This is a genomic window from Oceanobacillus caeni, assembly GCF_042678465.1.
GTDB classification, from domain to species: Bacteria; Bacillota; Bacilli; order Bacillales; family Amphibacillaceae; genus Oceanobacillus; species Oceanobacillus caeni.
Map to the genome: position 1 here is coordinate 144,388 of NZ_JBHTKV010000002.1, position 16,112 is coordinate 160,499.

Consider the following 16,112-nt stretch of genomic DNA (forward strand, 5'->3'; position numbering starts at 1 on the left):
TAAAGTAAAAAGGAGATTGTAGATGCAGCTCATTGGGGGATACCTATGTATAAACGATATTGGATGCAATTTTCTCGTATTTTACTTTTAATGATTTTATTGTTGACTGGTTATTTTATCTTTGTTAATACACTTCCATATATATATCCAATCATTATTGCATTTTTAATAGCATACCTTATGAACCCTTTAGTAGATTTCTTGCAAAAAACACTAAATTTCCCAAGGGCTCTTTCTGTAATAATCAGTATTTGTATCATTATTTTTAGTTTACTTGGTATTCTTTTTATAGCGTTTTTAGAAATTTATCAAGGAACATTATTTCTAGCAGAAAAATTGCCAATCTATTTTCAAGAATTGGTTATTTATATGAAAGATTTCTTTAATACTTCTGTTTTACCAATTCAACAAAAAATACTATCAATTTTCTTGTCACTAGACACGACACAACAAACTACCATAAAAAATACCCTGGAAGAAATAATGAACCATATTGGATCAAAAGGGTCAACCTTTTTACAAGATTTTCTTATTTTTATTCCAAATTTCTTAAGCCATCTTCCCAATTCCATTGCCATTTTGATCTTTATTATTATTGGAACATTTATTATTTCCAATGAATGGTATTCGTTAAGGAAAAAAATAATTAAATTAATACCCAATAAAGTTAATTCCATCACCAAACAACTTAATATTCATTTTAAAAAAGGAATAGGGGGATTTATGAAGGCGCAGTTTACATTAATCGGTATCTCTGGCATAACCATTTTTACCGGGCTTCTCATTCTTAAAGTTGACCAAGCCCTAACCATTGCGGCATTTAGTGCTCTTGTTGATTTAATTCCTTTTGTTGGTATTGGTTTTATCTTTATTCCTTGGATTGTTTATTTATTTGTTAGCGGAAACTACACCCTAACTATCGGTTTATCCATCCTTTATATGATTGTTATTATTAGCAGGCAAATTTTGGAACCTAAGATTTTATCATCTAATATGGGGATACATCCTCTTTTAGCACTCATTGGTTATTTTATTGGATTTAAAATATGGGGACTAGTTGGATTAATTATTACCCCATTTATTCTTATTCTAATTAATGTATGTTATCAAACAGGTATATTTAAATTAGTTAAAACATTTGTTAAAGGGTAAACCATTTACCATCTTCGAAAAATAAAAGTTCCGTTACTCATTTTTCTTTTTATAAAATGATACAAAACCCTTTTTAGCGGCTTTCTCAATATCGGTAAAACAAGTAAAAGGCCAATGGTATCTGTAATAAAACCTGGAGATAATAAAAATACTGCACCTATCAAAATGCAAATTCCATCCATGATTTGTTCTGTTGGGACTTGCCCATTATTTATGGATATCCTTGCTTTTTGTAACGTATAGGTACCTTGTATCTTAGCAATCGTTATACCTATGATCCCTGTCAATAAAATTAGTAATACTACCCACCATGGGCCAATCTTTCCACCAATCCAAACAAAAACACCAATTTCACAAGCTGGAAGAATGAATAAAGCTAGTAATAACCATCGCATTTACCTAATCCCCCTATTATAACAATAAAAATCGGCAAAACAGCCGATTTTTATTGTTTATATTATTTAAGTCGTTCAAAAAGTATTGTACAGTTCTTAAAGTACTTTAGCATGACCTTTATAAATATCACCCTTAGAACCATCAATTGTAAGTTCTTGGCCATCTTCAATTATTTCAAATGCATTATCAACACCTACAATTACTGGAATTCCAAGGTTTAAGCCAACAACGGCAGCATGTGATGTTAGTCCACCTTCTACAGTAACAATTCCGCTCGCTTTTTCTAATGCTTGCATCATTTCTCGATCCGTACCATAGGCAACAACAATATCACCTTGTTGAACTTTTGAAATAGCTTCATCTGCATTTTTCACTTTTACTGCTTTTCCATATGCACTTTGCTTACCAATTCCTTGACCTTTAGCAATAACATCACCAATGACATGAACTTTAATCAAATTGGTTGTTCCACTTTCCCCAACCGGAACTCCTGCCGCGATAATGACACGATTTCCACGATGACATAACCCTGACTCAAGACCTTTGTCTATGGCAACACTTAACATCTCGTCAGTAGAAGTTGTTTGTCTTCCCATCACTGCATGAACACCCCACACAAGTGAAAGTTGACGATTTACTTTTTCATTAACTGTCACAGCTAATATAGTTGCTTTCGGACGGTATTTGGAGATCATACTTGGAGTATGTCCACTTTCTGTAGGGGCAATGATTGTATCAATATTTAGGTTCATTGCCGTATGGGAAACAGATTGTGTAATTGCTTCTGCAATGTTCATATCTACCTCTTTGGAGCGTTCTTCTAACACAGCATGATAGTCTAGTGCTGATTCTGCTTTTAATGCAATGTTATTCATTGTTTGAACCGATTCTACTGGATAATTACCCGCTGCTGTTTCACCAGATAACATAATGGCATCTGTCCCATCAAAAATAGCATTCGCTACGTCTGAAGCCTCAGCTCTTGTAGGACGTGGGTTACGTTGCATAGAATCTAACATTTGTGTAGCTGTTATAACTGGCTTTCCTGCATTATTACATTTTTTAATTAATTCTTTTTGTACTAATGGAACATCTTCGGCAGGAATTTCAACACCTAAATCTCCTCTAGCTACCATTAAACCATCACTAACTTGTAAAATGCGATCGATGTTGTCAATCCCTTCTTGATTCTCAATCTTAGGGATGATTTTGATATGTGTTGCGTTATTATTTTCTAATACCTCTTTAATTTCTAACACATCAGATGCACGACGAACAAATGAAGCTGCAATAAAATCAACATCCTGTTCAATCCCAAATTCAATGTCCTTTTTATCTTTTTCAGTTAATCCAGGAAGTTTAACAGAAACATTTGGTACGTTTACGCCCTTTTTATTTTTTATCGTTCCGCTATTTAATGCAGTTGTTCTAATTTCATTAGTATGTTTATCTATAGCAGTTACTTCCAATTCAATCAATCCGTCATCTAGGAGAATCTTAGATCCTTCGTGAACATCATCAATTAAACCTGGGTATGTAACTGAAAAACGTTCTGCAGTTCCTTCCATTTCATTCATAGAAATATATACTGTTTGCCCAGCAACGATTTCGTCTTGACCATTTACAAAACTACCTGTTCTTATTTCTGGACCTTTCGTATCTAAAAGGATCGCTACTGTTTTCTTTTTATTTTCAGCTGCCATACGGATATTTTTTATTCTAGCACCATGTTCATCAAAATCCCCATGTGAAAAATTTAATCGAGCCACATTCATTCCAGCATCGATTAGCTTTTCCAATGTTTCAACAGACTCTGAAGCAGGTCCAATTGTACAAACGATTTTAGTATTTCTCATTATTGTATTCCTCCTAAGCGGTAATTAAATCGATAATTCTTTGGATAAATTATACATTCCCTTATTTAAATGGTGTTTACCCGATAAAATATCATCGATGTCATTATCCACTATTTCGTTATTTCGTATTCCAACCATTCGGTCGGATTTATTTTCAATTAAAAGTTCTACAGCCCTAGCACCGAGACGACTTGCTAAAACTCTATCTTGAGCAGTCGGAGAACCTCCACGTTGAATATACCCTAAAACAGTAACTCTTGTTTCTATTCCAGTTTCTTTCTTTATCCGTTCACTAAATTCAAAAGCATTACCAACACCTTCCGCTAATACGATAATGCTATGTCTTTTACCTCTTTCGCGACTACGTTCCAACCGATGAATTATATTCGAAAATTCTTCATCTACCTCTGGAATTATAATACTTTCTGCACCACCAGCTAATCCAGCCCATAATGCTAAATCACCAGCGTTTCTTCCCATAGTCTCAATAATATATGTACGCTCATGAGATGTTGCTGTGTCACGAACTTTATCAATTGCTTCTAAGACTGTATTTAAAGACGTATCAAACCCAATGGTAAAATCAGTTCCTGGTATATCGTTATCAATAGTTCCTGGAACCCCGATACAAGGAAATCCTCTACTTGTTAATTTCTGTGCACCACGGAAGCTACCGTCTCCACCAATAACAACAAGACCTTCGATACCCCATTTATTTAGTTGCTCGATAGCCCTTTGTTGTCCTTCTTCTGTTTTGAATTCCTGACTTCTGGCCGTAGCTAATATAGTACCACCACGGTGAATAATATCACCAACAGAACCTAGATCCATCTTTTTAATGTTACCTTCCATTAATCCTTGATAACCATATCTAATTCCGTATACTTCAATATTATGGTATATTGCTTTTCTAACTACAGCACGAATTGCAGCATTCATACCGGGTGCATCTCCACCACTCGTTAATACACCGATTTTTTTAAGCATTTTTTCCACCTCAGTAGACTTAAATTTAATTTATAAAAGCTGTACTAATTCATTTTAAACAGCTGTTTCATATAATCGATATATGTTTAAGATAAATTAAAACTCCACAAATATCAACAAATATCATTGAAAAAGGTCGAAAAATATTTTTTTGAAATAAAGTGAAAAATGAAAGACTGATAAATACTCTATCAGTCTTTAATCGATTTTGATTATAACAGTTTATAATCACCTATATTTTTATATTTTTCCCATCTTTTTTCTAATAATTCATCAGTTGTATATTTACTTAATTCTCGAATCGATTGTTCGAGAACGACATCTATTTTTTCAGCTTGTACTTTTATGTCTTGATGTGCTCCACCTTTGGGCTCCGGAATAACTTGATCAATGACATTTAGTTCTTTCAAATCATTAGCAGTGATTTTCATAGATTCTGCTGCTTTTTTAGCTAAGCTAGCATCTTTCCATAAAATAGAAGCTGCTCCTTCTGGTGAAATAACGGAATATGTAGAATTCTCTAACATATGGATATGATCACCAATACCTAAACCTAGAGCCCCTCCGCTACCACCTTCACCTATCACAATACATACAATAGGAACAGTAAATCCAGCCATCTCCATAAGGTTTTTGGCAATAGCCTCACTTTGCCCCCGCTCTTCAGCCGCTCTTCCAGGATATGCACCTTTTGTATCAATAAATGTAATGATTGGGCGATTGAACTTTTGAGCTTGTTCCATGTGACGTAAAGCTTTACGATAGCCTTCTGGATGTGGCATACCAAAATTACGTTTAATATTTTCTTTTGTGTCTTTTCCTCGTTGGTGTCCTATAACTGTTACAGGTTTGTCCTTATAATAGGCAATTCCTGCCACAATAGCTTGATCATCTCCATAACGACGGTCGCCATGAAATTCAATAAAGTTGGTAAATAATTGGTGGATATAATCTAGAGTTGTTGGTCGTTCAGAATGCCTTGCCATTTGAACCCGATCCCATGGTTTTAAATTACCATATATGTCGTCTTCTAATTGTTCCAACCTATCTTCCAATTTATTTATTTCTTCGGTTAAATCAATTTCACTATCTGCTGTAAACTTCTTTAATTCAGCAATTTTATCCTTCAAATTAATAATTGGTTTTTCAAATTCAAGGATTTGCTTCACGTCAATTAACCTCCTTTTGATGCATCTCTAGAATCGTAGTAAGAAGGTTTTTCATTTCATGTCTGTGAATAATCTTGTCTAACTGTCCATGTTCCATTAAGAACTCCGATGTTTGGAAATCTTTAGGAAGTTTTTCCCGAATGGTTTGTTCAATTACTTTTCTTCCAGCAAATCCTATTAATGCTCCTGGCTCTGCAAAGTTATAATCCCCAATGGATGCAAAACTAGCTGAGACTCCACCAGTTGTTGGGTGAGTCATAACAGAGATCATTAGACCACCATCATCGCTAAACCTCTTAATAGCTACAGAGGTTTTTGCCATCTGCATTAGGCTAAGTATTCCTTCTTGCATTCTTGCTCCACCTGAAGCTGTAAAAATGATAAAAGGAAGAGATTCTTTACGTGCATTTTCAACTGATCTAGCAATTTTTTCGCCGACTACAGAACCCATACTCCCCATTCTAAAGTACGAGTCCATTACTGCGAATGCAGTTTCTTGCCCATTAATCATTCCTTTACCAGTTACTACCCCTTCATTGAGTCCGGTTTTTTCACAGTCTTTTAATACTTTTTCTTCATATTCCGGGAAATTTAAAGGGTTAGACGAAGTTATATTTGCATCCCATTCTTTAAAGGTATCTTCGTCAAATAAACTTTCAATTCGTTCCCAAGCTGAAAGTGGATGATGATAACCACAATTTGGACAAACATTTAAAGATTTTTTCATTTCTTTACGATAATATATTTTGTTACAATTTTTACATTTTTGCATGAGTCCTTGTGGAACATCAATTTTACTATTTTCATTTGGGATTGTTGCATATTTCTTTCGCTTTGTAAAAATTTCCTTAAGCTGCAAAATGTTTCCTCCTTTGCTCTGCACATCTTTACCTTTGTTATGTGTTGATTAAAAACTAGGTTGTCGTCAAAATAGCGAGATAATATTTTTTAATCCTTTAAAGAAGACTTCCATTAGTGGGGGCCTTCATCCGCCACTGATGGTTAGTCGCACTTATCGGACCTTTACGAGCTGTTGATCCCCCCTAGAAGTTTGAGGGGGAGTCTTACTACCCGTTTAGGTGGGATAAATTTTCCTAAAGTATAACAAAGGGCTTTTAAAAATTTTGTCATAATTTACCGGTATAAGAATATATTTAACTGAAAAACTGTTTCATAAATAAATCTTCTATTCGTGAATAATCTTCTTTTTCATAAAGATCAACTAACTGTTGATAGAATGGAGAGTCATAAAATCCTTTATCGAATATTTGGGAGAATTCCAAGATCAGTTGCCAGATTATCAACAGTAGTTCATTCTCTGTTTTATTTAAAATAAGAGTGAAAAAATCGATGTGCATTTGCTTTGGATTATTAATTAAGTCCTGAATTATCTTTTTAAATTGTGTAATATCTTTATCTTCAACTTTTTGTAAAGCTAGTTTTGCCGCTTCTTTTTCAATTAATTTGCGTGTAGTAATAATACTTTCTTTCGTACTACTATTACCTAGAATAAAGGATGCTAATATTTTAACTGTTTGAAAAGAACGATACGAGCTAAGAAAAGTTCCTTCCCCGTGTCTTGTTTCGATAATTCCTAATAGTTCAAGTGCACGAAGCGCTTCTCGTACGGAAGACCTTCCTGTTCCTAAAGATTCCGCTAGTTCTCTTTCGGATGGGAGCTTGTCTCCCGGTTTCAATTGATTTTCGTGAATAAAAATACGAATTTGCTCTAGTACACCATGGTAAGCTTTCTGATTTGGTAGCATTGACACAATCAGTAACTTCTCCTTTAAAGGATTCGACGGAATTTTAATTTTTTGTTAATCTTCTTGTTTTTTCAGCAATTTCTTCCGGGTTCAATGTAATTCTTGCAACGCCTGTTTCCATTGCAGCTTTGGCAACACTTGCTGCAACCGTAGGAGCAACACGATCATCAAAAGGAGCTGGAATCACATAATCATCATGAAGTTCTTCTTCAGAAACCAGTGAAGCTATAGCCTCTGCAGCGGCGATTTTCATCTCCTCATTAATTCTTGTAGCACGAACATCTAAAGCACCACGGAAGATTCCCGGAAATGCCAAAACATTGTTTACTTGATTCGGAAAATCAGAACGCCCTGTACCGATAACTTTCGCTCCCGCTTCTTTTGCAACTTCAGGCATTACTTCTGGATCCGGGTTTGCCATTGCAAAAATAATAGGATCATCATTCATTTTTGTAATCATTTCTTTTGTTAAAGCACCAGCTACTGAAACCCCGATGAATACATCGGCACCTTCTATTACTTCGTTCAAACTACCTTCTATTTTATTTCTATTTGTATATTTTGCTACTTGTTCCTTCACGCTGTTCATTCCATACGGCCTACCTTCATATATAGCACCTTTGGAATCGCACATAATCACATCATGCACACCAAAATGTTTTAGTAGCTTAATAATGGCTATACCAGCAGCTCCTGCACCATTAGCCACTACACGTATATTCGAAAAAGATTTTCCCACGAGTTTCAATGCATTAATTAATCCCGCTACAGTTACAATTGCTGTACCATGTTGATCATCATGGAATATAGGTATATTTGTTTCATTTTTAAGTCGTTCTTCAATAATAAAGCAATTAGGAGCGGCAATATCTTCTAAATTAACACCACCAAAGGTTGGTTCCATTAATTTAACTGTTTCCACAATTTTATCTACATCATGCGTATCTAAACAGATTGGGAATGAATCCACACCTGCAAATGCTTTAAATAATACTGATTTACCTTCCATTACAGGAAGAGCTGCCTCTGGACCTATGTTACCAAGACCCAATACCGCTGATCCATCACTCACTACAGCTACCATATTACCTTTCATTGTATAATCATATACAGATTCTTCTCGATCATGTATTTCTTTGCAAGGTTCTGCAACGCCTGGTGAATATGCTAAGCTTAAATCTTTTGAATTTCTAACCGGAACCTTGGATTGAATCGTTAATTTCCCTTGATTTACTTTATGCATGTGTAGTGATTCGTCTTTTAGACTTGCCATTTTTATTATTCGCCCCTTTGATTTTATAAATAAAATTCAATAATAATAACCCCTAGTGGTCTGACCACTTATAATCCTACATTATATCAGATGGATGAATCATGTAAAGTAACGCCCATTTAATTTATCAAAAAAACTACTTGCAAATGTACTTTTTTTAATTATTTTTCAATACTACATTTTCGTTACCAAAAAAATGCCTTAATGCTTTTAAACTATCATAATTAGCATGGATATTATAACCCTGAGAAAGTTGATACGTTCGTTTCGTTTCCTCATGATAAATAATGATAGATGTACTCCCTGGGTATTTATTCGCAATTTGTTGAATCGTTTGTAAAGCAGTATCTCTTTTATTTGGTGTAACTTTAACAAACATTATTTTACTAGATTTTTGGTCTAACTGGTTTTCACTAAATGGTTGAACATCTTCTAAAACCCATTGGAGTTTGTTATTCCTGTATTCTACTTTTCCTTTAACAGTAATCATTAACTCCTCTTTAAGCCATTGGTTAATGTTACGGTAAAGTTCTGGGAATACGACAGCATCCACCTCTCCTGTCTCATCGCCAATTACTAGAAAAGCCATCGGATCTCCGCGCTTTGTTCTAATTGTTTTAAGTGATTGAACAAGTACAGCGGAAGAAATACGACGTTTCCCAATAAATCTCTGCACTTCCCGCATAGTTATATAGCCATTCCCTCTTAGGCTTGGACGGAGTTCCTTTAATGGGTGACTCGAAACGAATGTCCCGATTAGCTCTTTCTCGTCTGCTAGTTTTTTCGCTATACTAAAATCTTCTATTTGTACATAATCCATTTCGAATAAAAGTTCATCTTGAAAGAAACTAGATTGACTAGAAAACTCACTAAATAACTCTCCTTGTTCTCTCGCTCGATCTAAAGATGCTAATAAACTTGCTCGATTTGAATAACTATCATCGAAAACGCCGGCCATAATTAAATTCTCCATCGTTTGACGATTAACCAGTTTCAGGTCTACCCGTAAACAAAAATCGTATAAATGTTTAAAGGCACCATTTTTCCTAACGTTTATTATTTCCTTAATCGCTTGATTACCTACCCCTTTAATCGCTGCAAGACCGATGCGAATTTGTCCATTTTCAACGGAATATCTGCCATAACTTTTATTTATAGAAGGTGGGAGAATAGTTATATTTATTTCTCTTATTTCTTTCAAGTAAAGGTTCCATTTTTCCTGCTGATTTCCGAAAGAATTTAATAATTCCGCAAAAAAATTTGCTGGATAATGTGCTTTTAAGTAACTTAAATAATACGAAATTTTACTATATGCCACTGCATGACTTCTAGGAAAACCATAATTAGAGAATTTAACAATCCAACTAAAGATTTCGCTAGCAACTATTTTTTCATACCCATTCTTGATACACCCTTCTATAAAGGCCTCTTTTTGCTCTTCCATTACTTGTTGTTTCTTTTTACTGACAGCCCTTCTTAAAATGTCCGCTTCTCCTAAACTAAATCCAGCAATTTTATTAGCAATTTGCATAATTTGTTCCTGGTACACTAATACACCATATGTTGGTTTCAAGATAGGTTCTAAGTCCGGATGTGGATAATGAATCGGTTCACGCTTTTCTTTACGCGCAATATAAACAGGAATAAAATCCATTGGACCAGGACGAAAAAGCGCATTTACCGCTACAATATCTTCAAAGGAATCTGGTTTTAATTCTGTTAATACTCTTTTCATTCCCTGTGATTCAAGTTGAAAGATTCCATTTGTTTTCCCACTACGTAATAAAGAATACGTTTTTTGATCATGTTCTGGAAGTTGATCAAGAGTTACTTCTTTATGTTCAGTAAAATGGATAGATCTTAGGATTTTTTCTATAAAGGATAGATTACGTAATCCTAAAAAATCCATTTTTAATAAACCTAATGACTCCAAATCATTCATCGTAAATTGAGTTAATCTTGTTTCGTTCGTACCAATAGTCAGTGGTACATGTTCTAGTAATGGTTTATTACTTATAACGACACCAGCAGCATGAGTTGATATATGTCTTGGTATCCCTTCTAATTTTATTGCTGCTGTAAAAAGTATCTTTAATTTTTTAGAGGATTTAATATACTCGTTTAATTCCTCTGATTCCTTTAAAATGTTGGATAATTTCTTGGATGACTGTTGTGGTAATTTATTTAAAATATAATACATATCTTGTTGTTCCACATTCAACGTTTTCATAAGTTCCCTAATTAATGATCGGTGAGCAAATGTACCAAACGTAATAATTTGTGCTACATGTTCGACTCCGTATTTATTTCGTACATATTCAATTACTTCATCACGACGTTCATCAGAAAAATCCACATCGATATCGGGCATTGTTTTTCTTTCGGGATTTAAAAATCGTTCAAATATAAGATTATATTTAATTGGATCAACGTCCGTGATACCTAAAAGATATGCAACAAGGGATCCGGCAGATGATCCCCTTCCCGGTCCAACCAATATATTATTTTCTTTCGCGTACCATATAAAATCAGCTACGATTAAGAAGTAATCACTAAATTTCATCTTTTGAATCGTTTGTATTTCATATGCCAATCTTTGAGAAATAACATCTGTAACCGTAGTATATTTCTTCCCCACATTTTCCCAGCAAAGCTTTTCTAAGTATTGATCGGCCTTTATATTTTCAGGAAGAGGAAATGACGGTAATAACTTCTGATTAAAGTCAAAAGATACATGACATTTATTTTTTATAATCTCTGTTTCTTGTAACACTTCAGGCCAATCATTTTGGAAAATTTGTTCCATTTCCATGCTTGACCTTAAATGTTTTCGTTTTACGTTTGGTGAGGACAATTTCATGTCCCATTGTTTTCCTTTTTTCATGGATTGCAATATATCAAAAGCCATATCATCTTTTTCATCTAAATACCGTACATCACATAAAGAAACAACGGAAATTCCTGATAAATCTTGAATTGATTTTAATGATAGAAAGAGTCGTTGTTCATCCGGTTGAACTCCTAAATAAAAATCATCTCTTTGGAATAACCCCAACCAATTTCTAAGGTATTGGTTTATTTCTTCATGCGACTTATGTATCAACAAATTCTCCAAAATCGGATTATTTGTTGGTAATATTCCTATTAAATCATTAGTGAATCCTGATAGCTTCTCTATTGAAATAACCTTTTGTTGATTTAATTGTATTTGTGAACTTAATCGAGTAAGGCTTTGATAACCTTTATTATTTTTTGCTAATAAAACTAACTCGAACATATTTTCATTCTGTTCTACAAATACAGTCATACCAATAATGGGCTTTATACCATTTTCAACACATGCTTTGTAAAATGGAATAACCCCATAAAGAACATGTTCATCCGTTAAGGCTAGTCCATCAAATTGCAGCTTTTTAGCCTTATCAATTAATTTATCAATCGTTATTGTACTATCCATTAAACTATAGCTACTTCTAACATGTAAATGTGTAAAAGCCATTTAAAATCACGCCTTCTTTCTATACCCCATTATACCAATTTAAGAAGAACATGCATTAGATAGGATTCCATTTTGATCTATGGGGGATATCATAACTTGTCCTTTGTTTTCATAAGATATGTTAGAACCCTCGATAAAGGAGGAGAAATATGGAAGAGCGTTTTTTTGATACTTTTATCCATTGTTACTTCATTGCATTTGGTGTAATTATAGGCGGTGCGATAATAGGAAGTATTGCAGCATTTGCAGTCGGGGATGCACCAGTCAGTTCCATTACTCGAATTGCGAATAATCTACGAATATGGGCAATTGTTGCGGCAATTGGCGGAACATTTGACGCAATAGAAAATTTTCAAAAGGGATTGCTTGATGGATCAACATTTGACTTATTCAAACAAGTTCTATTAATACTCTCTGCTATGGGAGGGGTAAAATCAGCAACCTTACTATTAGAATGGCTTATCCAAGGAGAAATTTCGTAATGCATATTCCCCCTTATCATAAGAAACCCTCATGGCAACGTTTTTTTGTTGGTGCAGTATTCGGTGGAATCATTGCATATATAATTCTAATTTATATGTATGGATCGATGTATGAATCGTTATTAGAAGAAAATCAACAATTAAAGTCTAAGATTAGTGAATTAACTTTACAGAACGATGCATTAACAAAAAGTAACGAAGATCTTAACGAAAAGACAAATAAAGCTCCTACTATTGAGAGTATTGAAATAAATATTGATAACTGGGAAAAATATAAAATGGATCGATTAACCGTATATGAACTCGAAGAATTAGTTAAAGAAGAAATTAAACATTTAATTGGAGAAAAAGTTTCCAATATTGCCGAAAGTGATTTTCTTTTAGAACGAGCCATTGAAAATAAGAGTTATAAAATGAATGACGTTACGTATTATTTTAACATTTCTAAAATGACTATTTCAGAAACATTAAAATTAACGTTAAAAGCTAAATTAACGGAGTAAAAGGAGATGGAAATACATCTCCTTTTACTCCATTTTATGTTGATTCTTACATACCTCATCTAAGTCACGAATTACTGCTTCTGCTTCATCCCATGAATAAATCGTTGCACCGGATGCTAATGGATGGCCTCCACCATTATATTTTGCCGCTACGGTATTAATGATAGGTCCTTTTGAACGTAATCTAACACGTATTTGTTCTTCTTCCTCAATAAAAAACACCCAAGCCTGTATTCCTTCTACATCACTAATCACATTAACCATCTGCCCAGTTTCGGAAGCAGTGACACCGAATTTGTCCAGGATTTCTTTTGTTAATTTAATAACACATAATCCTGATGAATATAAATTAAATTCTTGTAGGATATATCCTTTTAATCTTGAAATATTATCTTTTACGCTATATAAATCCGTAAATAGTTTTGTTCTATTAAAATCATATGTAATTAGTTCTGCAGCGTATTGAAATGTTTTTTCAGTTGTATTGGGAAACATAAATCTCCCTGTATCGCCAACTATTCCAGCAAACAATAGTCTTGCAGCATCAGAATTTAATTTCAAACCATATTCCTTACCTTGTTTATAAAATTCATAAATCATTTCACTTACTGAACTTGCATCTGTATTTTCCCAGCGAATGTCACCATATTTATCTACAACTGGGTGATGATCAATCTTAATTAACCTTTGACCCATGTTGTATCGTTGATCGTCAATACGAGGCGAGTTTGCTGTATCACACACAATAACTAGAGCATTTTCATAATTGGAATCGTCAACCCTATCCATTCGATTTAAAAAAGTTAAATCAGGATCATCTTCACCAACAGCATAAACTTTTTTTTCGGGAAAAGATGCTTTTATTATTTCTTTTAATCCACCTTGAGAACCTATTGCATCTGGATCGGGACGAATGTGACGGTGAATAATGATGGTTTCATAGGATTGGATCGATTCAATTATTTTCTTGATAGACATGTAAATCCCCCTCTTTTCAGTAAATTCATTGTTAAAATCTAGCATCCTAGATAAAAAAAAGATACAATAAGACTGATCCCATTTTACCTAGGAGAGATATCATGATTATTTTACCAATTCTTATTGTTTTATCACTTGTACTCTATGTTTATTATAAGGTTGCCATCATTAAGAGTAAAGATGGACTTACTCAACATTACTTTAATGCGAGATCGAAAATCTGTCTTGGAAGTTTTGTTTTTTGTTTCGGGATTAATCAATACTTTTTCTATTTAACTCGTATTTCTTTATTTATTGGAATTATTTTTGTATTACTTGGGTTATATCAAATGTATGATGGGTTCAAACAAGATAAACATTACCGTAATGAGTGGAAAAAATTAAATCCAAATGAATAAACCAAGCTGAAATTCAGCTTGGTTTTTACTTTTTTAGCATACATTTTAACGATGGATGAGTTGGGCCATGATTAATCCTTTTCCGACTAATTTATTTTCACTAAATACTTCAACATCTATCTTTGCGTATAATCGTCCTGCATCTAATACAGTCGGTTTAATGGTTAATATACTTTCAATCTGCACAGGCTTATTAAAATAAACGGTTATATTTTCTATTGTAATATCCGCTTTTCTGTCTTTTTGTAATAATCTAGAACTAGCCTCTGTCATAAGCGCTGTGAAGACACCATTTGATAATGTTCCTAACTGGTTTGTCATTTGCGGAATTACTTCTGTCGTATATACCTCTTCATCCGCTGAAAATTGCAAGTTACGTGAAACGATATCATCAATCGTTTCTCCTACTTGCGGTTGTCTTTGTATTTGCTGAAGTGCCTTTAAGACATCTTGTCTTGAGACAACCCCTTTTAAAATTCCGGAATTATCAACTACTGGCACTACTTCTATTCCTTCCCAAACCATTGTATGAGAAACCGAAGCAAGAGATGTTTTGGATTTTACAACTAAAGGTTTCTTACTCATCACTCGGTCAATAGGGATATTTTTATCTTTTCCTACGATATCTTTTGAAGAAACCATTCCAATTACACGTAATTTTTCATCTACAATCGGAAAACGAGAATGTCCCGATTTTTCATTAAGCTCATACCATTTTCCAACCGTATCCTTTGTTTTTAAATAACTTGTTTCTTCCAATGTAGTGGCAATATCCCCAACAAAAATAATTTCTTTCTTAATTAATTGGTCATAAATTGCACGGTTAATCATAGCTGCAACAGTAAACGTGTCGTAACTTGTGGATATAATTGGCAATTCTTTGTCATCCGCTAATTTTTTAATATGTCCTTCTGTATCAAAGCCACCAGTAATTAAAACAGCAGCCCCTTCATTTAAAGCTAACTCATGCGCTTTGATGCGGTTCCCAACAATAAGCAATGAACCGGCTTCAGTATAACGCATCATAGCTTCAAGTTGCATTGCTCCAATAACAAACTTACTTAACGTTTTATGAAGCCCATTACTACCACCTAACACTTGTCCATCAATAATATTAACGACTTCAGCAAACGTTAACTTCTCAAAGTTTTCTTTCTTCTTACGCTCAATACGAATCGTCCCTACACGTTCTATCGTACTAACGAGTCCTTGATTTTCAGCATCTTTAATCGCTCGATATGCAGTTCCATCGCTTACATTTAATTGTTTGGCAATTTGCCGTACAGAAATCTTATGGCCAACATCTAATGAAATGATATGTTGAATGATTTGCTCATGTTTTGTTGTTACCATTTACATCACCAGCTTTCAACTGTACTATCTCAACTTTTAAATCTTATTATACAGTTGAAGCAACAGAATCTCAATGCATATCTACTTGCCTTGATGTCAGCTCCTTCTGTTCCATTACAGGTGGTTTGGTCATTTGTAAAAGTGTAGCTAAATTAGCCCCTATCACAAGGAATAGAAATACGAGCCAGCTCCCCCAAAATACTTGTTCTAACGTTGTTACAGCATAAGGAAAATATGGCCATGCTACATAAAGGAAAAAGGCAGCCAATAGTAAACGTAAAATTGCATAGTTTTTCATAA

15 protein-coding genes are annotated in these 16,112 nt (G+C 34.0%); 4 read left to right on the forward strand and 11 right to left on the reverse strand.

From position 1 onward, the window contains the following. Positions 1 to 45: 45 nt before the first annotated feature. The gene (gene ytvI / locus ACFQ18_RS03200; RefSeq protein ID WP_047185384.1) at positions 46 to 1,152 is read left to right on the forward strand and encodes a sporulation integral membrane protein YtvI; all 1,107 of its coding nucleotides are present in this window, start codon (positions 46 to 48) and stop codon (positions 1,150 to 1,152) included. Positions 1,153 to 1,157: 5 nt separating this feature from the next. Here the strand turns inward: ytvI and ACFQ18_RS03205 are convergent, their stop codons facing one another. The 8 genes from ACFQ18_RS03205 to dnaE all read right to left on the reverse strand — a co-directional run bounded on the left by ACFQ18_RS03205 (position 1,158) and on the right by dnaE (position 12,098). Continuing rightward, positions 1,158 to 1,547: an FxsA family protein gene (locus ACFQ18_RS03205; RefSeq protein WP_047185385.1), complete on the reverse strand. Its 390-nt coding sequence runs from the start codon at positions 1,545 to 1,547 to the stop codon at positions 1,158 to 1,160. Between the two features lie 96 nt (positions 1,548 to 1,643). After that, positions 1,644 to 3,404, reverse strand: coding sequence for a pyruvate kinase (gene pyk / locus ACFQ18_RS03210; RefSeq protein ID WP_047185386.1), 1,761 nt, complete (start codon positions 3,402 to 3,404; stop codon positions 1,644 to 1,646). 24 nt (positions 3,405 to 3,428) lie between these two features. Continuing rightward, the gene (pfkA, locus tag ACFQ18_RS03215) at positions 3,429 to 4,391 is read right to left on the reverse strand and encodes a 6-phosphofructokinase (RefSeq protein WP_047185387.1); all 963 of its coding nucleotides are present in this window, start codon (positions 4,389 to 4,391) and stop codon (positions 3,429 to 3,431) included. Between the two features lie 212 nt (positions 4,392 to 4,603). Then, positions 4,604 to 5,560 carry an acetyl-CoA carboxylase carboxyl transferase subunit alpha gene (gene accA, locus ACFQ18_RS03220; RefSeq protein WP_047185388.1) on the reverse strand — a complete coding sequence of 319 codons (957 nt, stop codon included), beginning with the start codon at positions 5,558 to 5,560 and terminating at the stop codon, positions 4,604 to 4,606. A gap of 1 nt (position 5,561) precedes the next feature. Further along, a complete protein-coding gene (gene accD / locus ACFQ18_RS03225; RefSeq protein ID WP_047185389.1) occupies positions 5,562 to 6,419 on the reverse strand; it encodes an acetyl-CoA carboxylase, carboxyltransferase subunit beta in 858 nt (285 codons plus the stop codon). A gap of 295 nt (positions 6,420 to 6,714) precedes the next feature. Further along, a complete protein-coding gene (locus ACFQ18_RS03230) occupies positions 6,715 to 7,326 on the reverse strand; it encodes a FadR/GntR family transcriptional regulator (protein ID WP_225344046.1) in 612 nt (203 codons plus the stop codon). Positions 7,327 to 7,369: 43 nt separating this feature from the next. After that, a complete protein-coding gene (locus tag ACFQ18_RS03235) occupies positions 7,370 to 8,599 on the reverse strand; it encodes an NAD(P)-dependent malic enzyme (RefSeq protein ID WP_047185391.1) in 1,230 nt (409 codons plus the stop codon). A 157-nt stretch (positions 8,600 to 8,756) separates the two neighbouring features. Further along, a complete protein-coding gene (dnaE, locus tag ACFQ18_RS03240) occupies positions 8,757 to 12,098 on the reverse strand; it encodes a DNA polymerase III subunit alpha (protein ID WP_204797700.1) in 3,342 nt (1,113 codons plus the stop codon). Between the two features lie 149 nt (positions 12,099 to 12,247). Between dnaE and ACFQ18_RS03245 the strand changes: the two genes are divergently transcribed. Both ACFQ18_RS03245 and ytrI read left to right on the forward strand, forming a co-directional pair. Further along, a complete protein-coding gene (locus tag ACFQ18_RS03245) occupies positions 12,248 to 12,580 on the forward strand; it encodes a YtrH family sporulation protein (protein ID WP_047185393.1) in 333 nt (110 codons plus the stop codon). Then, positions 12,580 to 13,083, forward strand: a complete 504-nt coding sequence (ytrI, locus tag ACFQ18_RS03250; RefSeq protein WP_047185394.1) for a sporulation membrane protein YtrI — start codon at positions 12,580 to 12,582, stop codon at positions 13,081 to 13,083. Before ACFQ18_RS03245 ends, ytrI begins: the two co-directional genes overlap by 1 nt. A 24-nt stretch (positions 13,084 to 13,107) precedes the next feature. Here the strand turns inward: ytrI and ACFQ18_RS03255 are convergent, their stop codons facing one another. Further along, a complete protein-coding gene (locus tag ACFQ18_RS03255) occupies positions 13,108 to 14,061 on the reverse strand; it encodes a DHH family phosphoesterase (protein ID WP_047185395.1) in 954 nt (317 codons plus the stop codon). Positions 14,062 to 14,162: 101 nt separating this feature from the next. Here ACFQ18_RS03255 and ACFQ18_RS03260 point away from each other — a divergent pair, with 101 nt between their 5' ends. Then, entirely contained in the window at positions 14,163 to 14,459 is a 297-nt protein-coding gene (locus ACFQ18_RS03260; RefSeq protein WP_047185396.1) for a YtpI family protein, read from the forward strand. Positions 14,460 to 14,504: 45 nt separating this feature from the next. Here the strand turns inward: ACFQ18_RS03260 and ACFQ18_RS03265 are convergent, their stop codons facing one another. Then, positions 14,505 to 15,812, reverse strand: a complete 1,308-nt coding sequence (locus tag ACFQ18_RS03265) for a DRTGG domain-containing protein (RefSeq protein WP_047185397.1) — start codon at positions 15,810 to 15,812, stop codon at positions 14,505 to 14,507. A gap of 70 nt (positions 15,813 to 15,882) precedes the next feature. Further along, on the reverse strand, positions 15,883 to 16,110 hold the full coding sequence (locus ACFQ18_RS03270) for a hypothetical protein (RefSeq protein WP_047185398.1): 228 nt from the start codon (positions 16,108 to 16,110) through the stop codon (positions 15,883 to 15,885). Between the last annotated feature and the right edge of the window lie 2 nt (positions 16,111 to 16,112).

Coding starts and splice junctions, on each gene's coding strand:
- ACFQ18_RS03255 (WP_047185395.1), bottom strand. CDS start 14,061: ATGTCTATCAAGAAAATAATTGAATCGATCCAATCCTATGAAACCATC.
- ACFQ18_RS03205 (WP_047185385.1), bottom strand. CDS start 1,547: ATGCGATGGTTATTACTAGCTTTATTCATTCTTCCAGCTTGTGAAATT.
- ACFQ18_RS03230 (WP_225344046.1), bottom strand. CDS start 7,326: ATGCTACCAAATCAGAAAGCTTACCATGGTGTACTAGAGCAAATTCGT.
- ACFQ18_RS03270 (WP_047185398.1), bottom strand. CDS start 16,110: ATGAAAAACTATGCAATTTTACGTTTACTATTGGCTGCCTTTTTCCTT.
- ytrI (WP_047185394.1), top strand. CDS start 12,580: ATGCATATTCCCCCTTATCATAAGAAACCCTCATGGCAACGTTTTTTT.
- pfkA (WP_047185387.1), bottom strand. CDS start 4,391: ATGCTTAAAAAAATCGGTGTATTAACGAGTGGTGGAGATGCACCCGGT.
- ACFQ18_RS03235 (WP_047185391.1), bottom strand. CDS start 8,599: ATGGCAAGTCTAAAAGACGAATCACTACACATGCATAAAGTAAATCAA.
- ACFQ18_RS03245 (WP_047185393.1), top strand. CDS start 12,248: ATGGAAGAGCGTTTTTTTGATACTTTTATCCATTGTTACTTCATTGCA.
- ACFQ18_RS03260 (WP_047185396.1), top strand. CDS start 14,163: ATGATTATTTTACCAATTCTTATTGTTTTATCACTTGTACTCTATGTT.
- dnaE (WP_204797700.1), bottom strand. CDS start 12,098: ATGGCTTTTACACATTTACATGTTAGAAGTAGCTATAGTTTAATGGAT.
- pyk (WP_047185386.1), bottom strand. CDS start 3,404: ATGAGAAATACTAAAATCGTTTGTACAATTGGACCTGCTTCAGAGTCT.
- ACFQ18_RS03265 (WP_047185397.1), bottom strand. CDS start 15,812: ATGGTAACAACAAAACATGAGCAAATCATTCAACATATCATTTCATTA.
- ytvI (WP_047185384.1), top strand. CDS start 46: ATGTATAAACGATATTGGATGCAATTTTCTCGTATTTTACTTTTAATG.